Source organism: Nocardia sp. GP40, assembly GCF_050434125.1.
GTDB classification, from domain to species: Bacteria; Actinomycetota; Actinomycetes; order Mycobacteriales; family Mycobacteriaceae; genus Nocardia; species Nocardia albiluteola.
In genome coordinates, this window is sequence record NZ_JBNPVW010000003.1 from 467189 (window position 1) to 479576 (window position 12388).

Sequence of the window (12388 nt, forward strand, 5' to 3'; positions counted from 1 at the left end):
CTGCTGCACCAGTCGTTCTCATGCCCGCCGCCCACCGTCGACCGACAGCGCGATGCCGGTGATGTACGACGCGGCATCCGAGCACAGCCAGACGGCCGCGGCGGCGGCTTCCTCCGGGGTTGCCAGCCGTCCCAGCGGTGTGCTCGCGGCCTCGCGCGCGATCATGTCGGTGCCGGCCGCGACCTGCTCGAATCCGGGGGTCAGGGTGGGCCCTGGGCAGACGGCGTTGACCCGGATCCCCTGGGGCGCGTAGTCGACCGCGGCGACCTTGGTGAGTCCGACGATGCCGTGCTTGGCGGCCACGTAGGCCGGGGCGGTGGGGATCGCGTAGAGGCCGCCGTTGGAGGCGACGTTGACGATCGCGCCGCCGCGTTCGAGCTGCGGCAGTTCGTATTTCATGCACAGGAAGGTCCCAGCCAGGTTCACCTTGACCACGCACTCGAACTCGGCCAGGGGCATCCGGTCGAGCTGCCGGTGGTGCGAGGCCATTCCGGCGTTGTTCACGGCAAAATCGAGGCTGCCGAAGGTCGCGACCGTGCGCTCGACGGCGGCGCGCACCGATTCCTCGTCGGCGATGTCGGCGGCGACGGCCAAGGCCGCGCCGCCGTCTTTCTCGATCAGCTCCACGGTTTCGCCCGCCGAGCTCTCGTCGACGTCGATCACGGCCACCGCCGCGCCGGTGCGGGCGAAAGCCTGCGCCGCCGCGCGGCCGATCCCGCTGCCGGCACCGGTGACCAGTCCTGCCCTCATGCGAGCGGCTCGTGGTTGGCCCAGGCGACGTGGTACGGGTGCCGCGCCTGCCAGCGATCGATCACCTCGTGCGTATCGGGCGCGGCGAAGGCCTTCGCCAGTGCGTCCATGTCCGCCACGCCGACCTGCACGACCGCGGTCGCAATCAGTGCCGCAATAGCCTCCTCGCCGGGGATGGCGAGGTGGCGGCGAGCCGCGAACGATTGCACCAGACCGGTGCCGCGCATCACCTGTTCGATATCGTTCAGATACTGATCGAGGTCGGTATCCGGAAGGGGCTGATCGAAGGAAACAATCATCGTATGAGTGATCATGCAGCCATTCTTCGTGCCTTCAGCGGAGGCGTCCAAGACCATTTCGATCTTCTGCGATAACCTGCAGGCATGAGTGAACTGGAGACCCGCGAACTGGAATACTTCCTCGCGGTCGCCGACGAACTGCACTTCGGCCGGGCCGCCGTCCGGCTCTCGATAGCCCAGCCGGCGCTGTCCAAGGCGATCCGGCGCATCGAAACCCGCCTTGGAGTCCCGCTGTTCGTCCGCTCCAGCCGGCACGTCGCGCTCACCCCGGCCGGTGAGGCGTTACAGGAACACGGGCGACATGCCCTCAACGCGGTCAGCGCGGCCATCCGCAACACCCGCCGCGCCGGCGACAGCCAGGCCCACCTGCGGCTCGTCCTCAAACCCGGCGGCGACGCCGGCCTGCTGTCCGGGATGCTGGCCGAATACTCCCACCAGCCCGACGCGCGCCGCGTCGACATCCTGTTCAGCGGCCCTACCGACCGCACCGACTTCCTGCGCTATGGCCGGGCCGACGTCGGCCTGCTCTACGTGCCCTTCGACGACCTCGAGGGCTTGGCCCACGAAACGCTGCACACCGAGGACCGTGTGGTCATCGTCCCGTCCGGACACCGGTTGGCCGCCCACGCGTCGGCACGCATGTCCGATCTGGACGGAGAGACACTGCCGCGGTGGAAGGGGATCCCCGGCGGTAGCGGCCACGGCCCCGAAGTCGCGGACGTGGTCCAGTTGCTACACATGATCACCGTGGGCCGGATGATCGGGGTGCTGCCCCGATCGCTGGTCGAGCCCGTGCCGCCGGGCCTGGTCTGCGTACCGGTGACCGACGCACCACCCAGCCGCCTCGTACTCGCCTGGAACAAGCGCGACCGCCGGCCACTGGTCGCCTCGTTCGTCGCCGCCGCGCTGGCTCATCGCGATCACTGATCAGGTCAGTTTGCTTCAGCCCCAAGGCCTTACCGGGTTCGAAACACCGATGGCTCTATTCCTATCGGGGTGCACGCCACCGAGCATCGCGGAATCGGCCGAGCGCGACCACCGGTAGCCGTAACCGTGAATCGTGGCGATCCGGCCGGGACGATTCAGCTTGGCCCGCAGGGCACCCATATGAACATCGAGCGAACGAGAGACCGACGGCGTCGTCTCGCCCCAGATCTCCGTCATGATCTGGTCCCTGCTCACCGCGGCGCCGGCCCTCTCGGCCAACACCCGCGCAAGCTCGAATTCCTTCTGGGTCAACTGAATCGGCTCGCCCGCCACATCCACGGTCCGCGCGACCACATCCACCCGGATATCCCCTAGGACCACGACGGCCGGGGGCCGTTCGTCCCCGCTCCGGCGTCTGGTGACCGCCTCTAGGCGGGCGGCCAGCTCGCTCACGCGAGGCGGTTTGACCACGAAGTCGTCCGCGCCGGCGCGCAGGCAGGACACCACGGCACACTCGTTGCTATCGGCCGTGAGCACCACCACCGGAACGGAACTGACCTTGCGAAGCTGGCGCAGTACGAGATACCCGCTCACATCGGGCAGGCCCAGGTCGAGGATCACCACGTCGTATTTGGGGTACGAGGTCAGCAGATCCAAGCCCTCGCGGAAGTGGTCCACGAGCGGAAATCCGTGTGCGCGTAACCCATCGATGACGGCTCCGGCAACACCCTCATCGTCTTCCACCAACACCACATGCACCGCATACCCTTCCGACCCTTGGCAAAGCGTGATGCTAAACGAATCGTCGGCGACTTGTCGACGCACCAGCCCATCTGGGCGACAACGCAACTGCCGGGTCGGCGGCAGCGATCGGCACGCTCTACCGAATCTCAGGCGCTGACATTGCCTCGCTGCCGAGCCTGGGCGTCCTCGGACTCCAGACCGACCGTCCGGCGGCCCACGGTCCGGGGTGCCCCCGACACCAGACTGGGGAACCGACGGCGCAGACCGCTCAGATTTCGGTGGATCTCCCGCAATTCCTCCTGCAGCAGCCGGATTTCCTCGTGCAGTTCCTCCGCGTTATCCAGAAGGGTGGCATGGAACAGGCGCGCCTGTTCGAGCTGGGCGCGGTCCTGGCGCGTGCGGCGCAGCACCTCCTGCGCCGATTGGAGCGAAGCGGCCCGCTCGGCCTCGGGGACCGTCCGTGCGATACGGCGATTCCGGCGTACACGCTTGTCGAATTCCTCCACGGGAAGTCCAGCCTCTCCATAGTCCCTCAACCGCCGCCGCGATGGGTCGGTATCACGAAGCGACGCTCCTCCGAAATTAGGTGCACAATTCCGACTGGGTCAACCCGAATATAAATAATTATGAAAGGCTGGATAATTCTTGATTTCCTTGGTAATCTTTAGAACTTCTTGAGAAGTTTTGATTCAATTGATAAATACACCACCGAACCATTCGCGACCAGCTTCGGAGGAGGCGCGGAACACGCACTCCTCGACACCTTCTTCGATCGCGAAGGCTAGGCATACGGCACGGCCTGTGCGTCCCCGGAATCCTGCGGATACGTTTGTTCGCGCGCTGTTCACCTGTCTCGGTCCATCCAGTCCGGCCACCGCCATACCGATACGGTCGGGCGTCTCGCCCTAATACGGCTGGTACCAGCGGAAACCGAGTTCACTGGACATTAGCGAACATCTTGTGTTGACTGACTATGGGCCAGCCTCGACCGCCGGTTCCGCGGATCGAAAGGCATTGGGACGACGATGCAGACGGCTACCGTCGATGGAGGGCGGAGGCAGCGCACGCCGACAGCATCCACATCGGTTTCACCGCCTGAAACGCTCGGGTGACCGAGGGCGTATGCGTCGACGGCTCCTGACCATTCTGCTCCTGCTGGCGGCAATCGCGGTGACGTGCTTCGCCGTTCCGTTCGCGCAGGCGATCGCCACCGGCCGCACCCGAGAGCTCGTGCTGGAGCGCACCCGCGACGCCGACCGGTTCGCGGCCATGTCTACCAGCAACAAGAATAAGCTGTGCCCGCAGGCACAGCGCTTTCACGACCTGTACGGCGAGGATCTGGTGCTGGTCGACGCCATGGGCCGGGTGCGCTGCAACACGGGCGTACACCTGCAGGATCGCACGGTGCGAACGGCCCTGTCCGAGGCCGGCGCCAACGAGTTACCGGGTCCGGCAATCGATTCGCTGCGGCCCTGGGGTCCGGCGCACATACTCGTCACACGGCACTGGGGCGACCCGGAACAGATGCGCGGGGCCGTCCTGCTCGTCGTCAACACCGCTGGCGCACGCGCGGACATCGGAGCAGGCTGGTGCGGCATCCTCGCCGGGGCGCTGATCGCGCTCGGGGCGTCCACCGTCCTGGCTCTGGGTCTGGCGCAATGGATTCTGCGTCCACTGGACCGGCTGTCACACGTGGTGAGCGAGCTGACCGCGGCACTGCCCACCCCGCGCGGGGATAATCGCCCCATCGAAGACGCACAGAACGGTCCGCCGGAGATTCGCGCGCTGGCCCGTTCGGTGGACACCCTCGCGCTGACGGTGGCCGACTCGGTCGACGCGCAGCGTCAGCTCGTCGCCGACACCGCGCACGCGATGCGTAACCCACTGGCCGCGTTGGCAATTCGACTGGAGTCCCTGGAGCCTGCGGTGCGGGGCGAGGCCGAGGTGAACTTCCAGGGCTCGGTGCGGGAGGTGCACCGGCTCACCGCGCTGCTGGACGGGCTGCTGGCCCTGGCGGTCGCGGAGACGCCCACCGATTCTCAGCTCGGCCGCGCCGGTACCGGCACCGACAGCGACACCGCCGGGTGCGACGCGCTGCTCGCCGCCGCCGACCGGGTGGACGCGTGGCATTCGGCCTTCGCGAAGGCCGGGCGGACGCTACGGCTCGACACGCCCGCGCCCACGGCCGAGACCGCCTTCCCGCAGAGCGCGCTGATTCAGATTCTCGATGTGGCACTGAGCAACTCGTGCCGCTACGCCGGAGACGGGGCGAGCACCACGGTGCTGATCCGGCGCGAGCCCGGCGCGGTGACCGTCTCGGTCACCGATGACGGAACCGGGGTGCCCGCGGCGGATATCGCACGCCTGACCGAGCGGTTCTTCCGCGGGCGGGGCGCGGCGGCAGGAGGGTCGGGCCTGGGGCTCACCATCGCTGCCGCGCTCGCGCACCGGCACGGGGCCACCCTGCTGCTCGAGCCGGCCGACCCGCGCGGGCTGCGCCTGATCCTGTGTATGCCGTTGGCGGGCACGGCGTTTGCCGATACGGCAACGACACGATCACCGGCAGGGCGCGGGAGCGAACCGTGCGCGCGGTGAACCGGTCCGCCGGGATCGGGCGGCGAACCTTCCTCACACTGACCGCGGGAGCCGTGTCCGGCGCGATCGGCGTACCGTTCACTACGCCAGAGCGCGATCCCGATCCGTTCCCGATCCGGATCGCCATCGGTTCGATGGGGCCGACCCGAATGTTCCGTGACGTGCTGGTGGCCGCCGCAGCGGGCAGCGGGGTGCGGATTCAGGAGGTGCCCAGCCTGGGGGCGATGGACAATCTGCACCTGCTGACCGGGCGTCGTGTGGACGCCGCGCTGGTCATGGCCGACGCGGTCACTCCGGATATCACCCGATGCCGCGCGGTAGGCAACCTGTACGAGGCGTACACGCAGGTCGTGGTGCGGCCCGACAGTCCCGTGCGGCACCTGGCCGACCTTCGCGGCGCGCGGATCATGTTGGGCGCCAAGGGATCCGGAGCATCACTGACCGGCATGCGGATACTGCAGGCCGCGGGGTTGCGGCCGGGCGACGATAGCCGGGTCAGCTACCTGCCTCTGGAGAATTCGGTTGCGGCGCTGCGTGATCGGAGCGTCGACGCGGTCGTCTGGCTCGGTGGGATACCCACCCCGGAACTGGAAATCTCCCGCACCACGAGGCTTCTGGATCTGGACGATGTGACCGCTCCGCTGCGCCGGCGCTATCCTTCGTTCTACGATCGAGTGCAGATCAGCCAGGATATCTACCAGCTTCCCGCTCAGTATCACACCATCGGCGTGTCCGTATTGTTGGTGGTCGATCCGCACCTGCCGGACGCCGCCGCGGAGAGCCTCACCGACCTACTGCTACGCCATTCGCATCAGCTCGTCGACGGCTCCGCCGGGTCGCAGTTCATGGACGACGGATCGCTGATAGATACGTGGCCGGTCCGGCTACACCCCGGCGCCATCCGGGCCTATCGCCGGGCACACCGCTGAATGGTCAGGCAACGGCCGCCAACTGCTTGGTCCGGACGGTCTCGGTCTCCGCGAAGGAGTTCGCGGCGTCCACCTGCCCCTGGTAGATCTGCTCGAACGTCCCGGCCAGGTTGGCCATGCCCGCGAGCAGACTGTCGCGCGCGGCCACGTACCCCTGATCACCTTTGGCGAACTTACCACCGAAACTATCGCTGCCCCAGGGACTTCCGTTGGCGGTAAGGGTTTGCAACAGAGCGGTGCGCGCCGTGCCGATGGCGTCGGCGATGGACTTCGACCGCTCGGCGGCTGCCTTCAGCTCGGTCGGGTCGAGCTCGATCTGGCCGGCCATGTGTTGTCTCCTCGGTACTTCACGATTCGGGAGGATGCTTGTGCGGCGGACGATGGTGGTGATGATGATGGTGGTGGCCGCCGTTGCCACCACCGGCCGGCGGCGTCCACGGGATATCTGGAAGCCAGAACGGTTCTCCCGGAGCGGATTTCGCGTTGTAGTCCGCGGGTGGCCGCTCCCATTCCGGCTCCCGCTTGGGCCGCGTCTTCGACTTCATGTCGGTGGCCTTGCCGAGGAAGGCGGACTGGTCCGGCAGCTCCTTGGTGGGGTACACCCGCCCGGGCGGGGGCGTGTCTCGATCCTCCGGCTCCTCGAGTCCGCCGTGTCCCCCACTCCCCCGGACCATCTCGCCGTCACCATGGCTCGCGACGAACGAATCGTCCGGCTCGCTGCCCCTGCTCCGGACCGTGAGGTTCGCCGCGAGATCGTCGTCGCCCGTGCCCACGCCCGCGCCCGCGCCGGAGACGATCGAATTCGGCCGGGACCCACCGCGAACCGGGATCCTCGCCGAGTCCGAATCCGAACCGCCGATATCCCGGATCGAGCCCGTCGACTTCACCGACTCCGAATCCGAGTTCCTGGACGAGAACACCGACGCGCGATCGAGGTTGCTGGATCCGCTGTCCGACGAATGCACCGACTGTAGATCCGATTCGTTGTATGCCCCGCCATCCGATTCCAACGGCCCGTTCTCGGAGACCGAATGCACCGACTGCCGATCCGGCTCGTTGTCCCCGGCGCCAATCGAGTTCTCGTAGGCGCCCTCGGCGGAATTCACCGATTCCGGCCGCGACCCGCCGGATGCGTGATTCGAGTTCATCGACGCCGATTCCAGCTGCGACTCGGCGTGATTCGAGCTGTTCACCGATCCGTTCTCGAGCGGACCGCCTCGGATCTGCTCGCTCACGGACTCGGGCGCCGGTTCCATTACCGGCTCGCTCACGGTCGGAGCCTTGGGCAGCCGGCCTTCGGGCACGTCGGTCACCGAACCGTCGGTCGGCAGATATTTGAGTTCGCTGCGCCCCTTGCCCCACAGGCCGTACCGGATATCGTCGGGCGAGATCGGCGTCGTCTTGACCGCGGCACCGCGCGCGCCGGCGGCGATGGCACCGCGCGCGATACCGCCCACCCAGCTCGAGGGATTGCTCAGGCTGGAGAAGTTGCCGGTGGCCAGGCCCACGGCCGTGTTGCCGAAGACCGAGCTCACCGCGCCCGCGCCGGCACCGATCACGGCCGCCCGCGCGGTGCGCCCGAACCCGTTGGCCAGCCAACGGCCCGCCAGGTTATCGATCCCCATGCCGAGGTACCGGGCGAACTCGCGGGAGGGAATGGTGCCGGCTGTCGACCCCAGCACCGACAGCCCGGCCTCAGCCCAGTTGAAGCTGTGCCGCTTGCCGGTCGCCATCTGTCCTAGCTGCACTGCCGCGTCCATCCCGAAGGAGGTGGTGGCGCCCTCCGCCAGTTTGATGCTGTAACTGGCCACTCCCTTCGCCGACGGCAGCACGAACTCGCCGTGGGCCAATGACTTCCAGAACAGCCGCCCCTTGCCGGAGTAGGCGCCGAACCGGCCCGCGAGGGCCTTCACCCTGTCCAGCGCCGCGTCCTCGACGAGCCGCAGGACCGACCGGGTGCTGGAGATCGCTGCGGCCTCCACCGCCGCCTCCGTGGGCGGGAACGCCATCGCCCACGCGATCTCCAGCGCCAGCCAGGACAGCGACAGGATGATCGTGAGCTTGCTGTCCTGTAGCTCGGTGCCCATATCGAAGCAGGATTCGTGGATCTGGTCCAGGTAGTCCGCGAGCTGTTTCACCGAGCCGTCGCCGTCGTGCAGGCCGTCGAACATCGCGGTCATCCTGGCGGCGCCGTCACCGCTCGAATAGGCGGCCAGGGTGGCGTCCCGGGCGTCGTCGACGTCGTCGAGCCGCTCACGCACCGCGTCGCTCGCGGTCTTCCACGCCGCGGCGTCGGACCACATCCGGTCCTCGTCGCCATCCGGCCAGGTGGTGCCCGCTACCCAGGCCAGCCACCGCCACTGCGGCGGAAGATACAGCGACACCGGCGATTCACCGCCCCTTCGTCCACGACCATCCACTCACAGTTAGACAAGCGTACGAGTTTGAACTCGGCGTGCCTTACAGTCGAACTCGGCCTGAACGAATCACCGGTCCAGCGCACAGGGCGCTCTTCATGCCGGTGATGAGCCGTGCGATATCGGTTCGGGTCGAAGGGATTTCGGTGTCCGAAGCAGCGTTCAGCGCAGTATGTCGCGCAGTGAATCCATTACGGCAGAAAGGGACCCAATATCGGGCACACCCCGTTCGGCATCGACGGAGATGCTCCGGCCCGCCTTCTGCCGGGCCATATCGGCGACGGCCTGCCGCGACGCCTCGGTCACTGCGTCGGCAATCTCGTCGTAGCTCAGATCGTCGATGGCACCGGAGAATCGGACGTCGATGGCAATGCCGTCGGCGTTCACCGTCACGCTCACCCGGCGGTGCGCGGCGGTGGCCGTGGCGGTGAGCTGGGCGCGCTCCTGTCGCAGGCGCGCGATTTCGGCGACTTGCGCCCGGAAATCCGCTATGGCACTGTCGATTTCGTTATCGGCCACGGGGGCTCCTTCTGTCCTCGGGCTCAGCGATCCAGGATGCCGGGCGCCGGAAGCCGACGTTCCACGTCGTCGCCGTAGTCCAGGCCGGAGTACTGCTCGCGCTCCGACGGTGGGGTGAGCGGCGCGGGCACCGGCTGGGGCAACTCGGCGCGCAGCTCGGCCAGCACCGCCAGCCCCGGCATGTGCTCCTCGACCGCCGGCATGCGCGCGCGCAGCGCCATCAACGGCGCCATCAGTTCCTCCCGTCGGCGCCGCGACTTTGCGGCCGCATGCTGGGCCGCGGCCACGATGCCGCGGGCGATCGCGCCGTAAGGCAAATCGGAGACGTCGTCGGAGAATTCGGTGCGCGTTATTGCGCCGGTCGCGTCGACCGTCACGCTGATCCGGCCGTGCTCGGCCGACGCCGTCACCGTCATTGCCTGCTGCAGGCGGCGGGTGTCGGCGATCCGGCCGATGGCCTGCTGGAAGTTATCGATCAACTCGCTGGTCGCGTCGGCCAGCTGCCGGTTCTCGGGGTGTATCACGGCGCCGGTACCTCCTCGAGGATCGCGTCCAGACCGTCAGTCGAGACCTCCAGACCCGCATACCGGGCCAGGTAGTCGATCACCTCGCGCGGCTCGCGCCGGCCGTCGAGGTCGGGCAGCAGCACCAGGAAACGTTCCGGATCGGGATCCTCGCCGACCAGCGCGACCAGCTGGCCGCCACGCAGGCGCAGCACGAGCATCGGAAGGTCGTCGTCCGGGACGTCGCCGAAGCTCTCCTTCAGCGCCCACTCGAGTTCATCAATGAACATGTCCACCCAGCCGATCGGGCGGCTCGCCCCGATCGACGGCCAGTCCTGGGGGTCCACCGCCAGCAGTGCCGGGTCCGGCCACGGGCGGCGCCGATCCAGTTCGGCCACAACACGTTCCAGGAAGTCCAGGATCTCCTCGCGCCCGAAACCGTCGGTCGATTCGACGATATCGTCCGGCAGGTCGGCCGCGGCGACCGCGTCGGCCAGAGCCGGATAGAACTCCGCGACGGTGGGGGCGTAACTGACCCGGTCGATCAGGTCCTGTGCAGCCTCGGCGACGAGATCCTCGCCCGAGAGATCCTCGACGTGGGCCATGGAGGCGCAGAACTGGTGCAGCGGTGCGGGGTCGTCGTAGTCGTCGAATTCGCGTTCCGGCACACGGGCATCCGACGCGTGGGCGCCGGTGGCGGCCGTTTTTGCAGCCTCCGACGCCGGCAGTTCGGCGAGGTCGAGCATCGGGGTGTCGTCCGGGCCGCGCGTGAACATCGGATCCGTGTGCGGTGCAACGGTCTTCGGATAGGCGTCACCGGTGTCGGGCCGATAGCGCAGGTACAGCTCGGCCTCGGCGCCCAGGCCCGGGCGCGCGGGATCACCCGGGACGCCCTCGACGAAGCCGACCTCCCAGTGCAGAATCGCCTCGATGTGCGCGGCAGTCAGCATGTCCCGCGGCATCGGGTCGTCGGCGGACATCACGCCCGGCTCCCCCGTCGCGACGTAGACGGGACGGATCTCGGCCGCGTCCGCGCCGACCGTCCAGTGGCCCTGATCGTCCAACGTCTCCGGTTCGACTACCACGCACACACCGCCGACGCCGACGACGACGGCGCCGTCCGCCCGCCTGCCCACAATTCGTGGCATACATCCTCATTCCGACGCCGACACTACGATCGGGAGGCTACGAGAGAAGCGTCGCCTGGGCCAGGCCGAGGCCGTGCGACGAACCTTCTGTTCACCGTCCCGTAAGACTGTTGTCCGTAAGGACTTCCATACCGTCGGCCACCACGGGGAAGCTGACGGTCACCACCAGTCCGTGCGGTTCCGCGGCGTCGATGAAGAACAGCCCGCCCTGCCTGGCGGCCAAGGTCGCGGCGATCGGCAGGCCCAGCCCGGAACCACCGGGGGCGGCGGCCGCTCCGCGGAAGAATCGAGTGGTGAGCTTGTCGATTTCATCCTCGGGGACACCGATCCCCGTATCGCGCACCGACACCACCACAGCATCGGACTCGAGGTATACCGATACCGTCGCGTCCGTGCCGGCGCCGGAGTAGCGCGACGAGTTGCTCAGTGCGACATCGAGGAGCTGACAGAGTATCTCCGCCGGCACCATCGCCGGCGCGGTCGGAACCGAGAGTTCGATATTCACAGCCATATCGGTGCGGGCAAATGCGGCCCGCCACGCATCGACCCGGTCCATCGCCACACGCACCGCATCGCACCACTCGGGGGTTGCCGCGACCGCTGTCGTGTGCCGCACCTGCGCGGCCGCGCCGGCCAGCAGCTCGTCCAAGAGCCCCGTCAGCCGATCCACCTCTGCGACAACGCTGTCGAAGGTCGATTCGGCCGGGCCGCCACCGGCGATCTGGGGCCGCAGCGTCTCGAGTCGAGCGGCCAAGGCAGCGAGCGGATTACGCATGGAATGCGCGGTATCCGCCACATGCCGTCGCTCGGTGGCGGCCATCTCGGCCACCGCCGATGTCATCGCCTCGACCGCATCCGCCAGCTCCCGAATCTCCGGTGGCCCACTGTCTGTGGTCCGAGTCCGCGGCGGTCCGCCCTCCGGTGCGGGCAGCGTCGCTGTCAAGGTGCCGACCTTGCGCAGCAGTTCGGATACCGGTCGCAGTATCCATCCGGACAACACCAGTGCCACACCGCCGAATACCAGCAGTGCGGTGGCGGTGAGACACGCCAGCTGTATCCAGCCGTCAGCGATTGCGCTACGGGTCGCAGCCGTCGATGCGACGATGATGACGATCCCTCTGGCCTGCGGTGGCGCCCCGAGAGGCTCCGCCACGAGGAACATATTCGAACTCCATGGAAGCAGCGACCGCGGCAGCGACAGCGGCGGAGACTCGAACCGCTGGGAGCGTTCGATGACGTAGGCGACTTTCGGATCCCGCCGATCCACTCCGACATCGGCTACCACGACGCCGCGGGCGTCGATCACCAGGACACCGTTGTCAGTGCGGTCGTGATAGTGCCGGGCCGCATCGTGCACCGTGGCCGGATCACCGGCGGACAACGCCGCGAAGCGGTTGGCGTCCTCGATGCGCTCGATCATCAGCCCGCGGGTCCGACTGGCCGCCAACTCCACGCCGATCCCCACGGCGAGAAGGCTCATGCAGATCGCGGCGATCACGGTGAACATGATCAGCAGACGACCACGCACGTTCGATGGTTCCTTCCGCAGTCCAGACG

The 12388-nt window shown here is 67.7% G+C and carries 13 protein-coding genes; 3 read left to right on the forward strand and 10 right to left on the reverse strand.

The genetic code is table 11. The features are described from left to right. Window positions 1–18: 18 nt before the first annotated feature. Both ABH933_RS11180 and ABH933_RS11185 read right to left on the reverse strand, forming a co-directional pair. Window positions 19–750: an SDR family NAD(P)-dependent oxidoreductase gene (locus ABH933_RS11180; protein WP_429416851.1), complete on the reverse strand. Its 732-nt coding sequence runs from the start codon at window positions 748–750 to the stop codon at window positions 19–21. Then, entirely contained in the window at window positions 747–1106 is a 360-nt protein-coding gene (locus ABH933_RS11185) for a hypothetical protein (protein ID WP_429416854.1), read from the reverse strand. The genes ABH933_RS11180 and ABH933_RS11185 overlap by 4 nt, the downstream gene beginning before the upstream one ends. 27 nt (window positions 1107–1133) lie before the next feature. Between ABH933_RS11185 and ABH933_RS11190 the strand changes: the two genes are divergently transcribed. Further along, entirely contained in the window at window positions 1134–1976 is an 843-nt protein-coding gene (locus tag ABH933_RS11190) for a LysR family transcriptional regulator (protein ID WP_429416856.1), read from the forward strand. Between the two features lie 15 nt (window positions 1977–1991). Here ABH933_RS11190 and ABH933_RS11195 read toward each other — a convergent pair whose 3' ends face one another. Next, window positions 1992–2735 (reverse strand): response regulator transcription factor, encoded by a 744-nt coding sequence (locus tag ABH933_RS11195; RefSeq protein WP_429416859.1) that lies wholly within the window; start codon window positions 2733–2735, stop codon window positions 1992–1994. A gap of 131 nt (window positions 2736–2866) precedes the next feature. Beyond that, window positions 2867–3226 (reverse strand): hypothetical protein, encoded by a 360-nt coding sequence (locus ABH933_RS11200; RefSeq protein WP_215920467.1) that lies wholly within the window; start codon window positions 3224–3226, stop codon window positions 2867–2869. A gap of 616 nt (window positions 3227–3842) precedes the next feature. Between ABH933_RS11200 and ABH933_RS11205 the strand changes: the two genes are divergently transcribed. After that, complete coding sequence (locus ABH933_RS11205) at window positions 3843–5315, forward strand: sensor histidine kinase (protein WP_429416863.1); 1473 nt, start codon at window positions 3843–3845, stop codon at window positions 5313–5315. Next, window positions 5312–6244 carry a TAXI family TRAP transporter solute-binding subunit gene (locus ABH933_RS11210; RefSeq protein ID WP_429416866.1) on the forward strand — a complete coding sequence of 311 codons (933 nt, stop codon included), beginning with the start codon at window positions 5312–5314 and terminating at the stop codon, window positions 6242–6244. Before ABH933_RS11205 ends, ABH933_RS11210 begins: the two co-directional genes overlap by 4 nt. 4 nt (window positions 6245–6248) lie before the next feature. Here ABH933_RS11210 and ABH933_RS11215 read toward each other — a convergent pair whose 3' ends face one another. From ABH933_RS11215 to ABH933_RS11240, 6 genes are all read right to left on the reverse strand, one after another. Beyond that, a complete protein-coding gene (locus ABH933_RS11215; protein WP_429416869.1) occupies window positions 6249–6572 on the reverse strand; it encodes a hypothetical protein in 324 nt (107 codons plus the stop codon). Window positions 6573–6591: 19 nt separating this feature from the next. Beyond that, window positions 6592–8628, reverse strand: coding sequence for a hypothetical protein (locus ABH933_RS11220; protein WP_429416870.1), 2037 nt, complete (start codon window positions 8626–8628; stop codon window positions 6592–6594). A 195-nt stretch (window positions 8629–8823) separates the two neighbouring features. Then, window positions 8824–9180 (reverse strand): YbaB/EbfC family nucleoid-associated protein, encoded by a 357-nt coding sequence (locus tag ABH933_RS11225; protein WP_429416873.1) that lies wholly within the window; start codon window positions 9178–9180, stop codon window positions 8824–8826. Window positions 9181–9203: 23 nt separating this feature from the next. After that, a complete protein-coding gene (locus tag ABH933_RS11230; RefSeq protein WP_429416876.1) occupies window positions 9204–9704 on the reverse strand; it encodes a YbaB/EbfC family nucleoid-associated protein in 501 nt (166 codons plus the stop codon). Then, window positions 9701–10831, reverse strand: a complete 1131-nt coding sequence (locus ABH933_RS11235) for a hypothetical protein (protein WP_429416879.1) — start codon at window positions 10829–10831, stop codon at window positions 9701–9703. The genes ABH933_RS11230 and ABH933_RS11235 overlap by 4 nt, the downstream gene beginning before the upstream one ends. 91 nt (window positions 10832–10922) lie before the next feature. Next, the gene (locus tag ABH933_RS11240; protein ID WP_429416882.1) at window positions 10923–12359 is read right to left on the reverse strand and encodes a sensor histidine kinase; all 1437 of its coding nucleotides are present in this window, start codon (window positions 12357–12359) and stop codon (window positions 10923–10925) included. Between the last annotated feature and the right edge of the window lie 29 nt (window positions 12360–12388).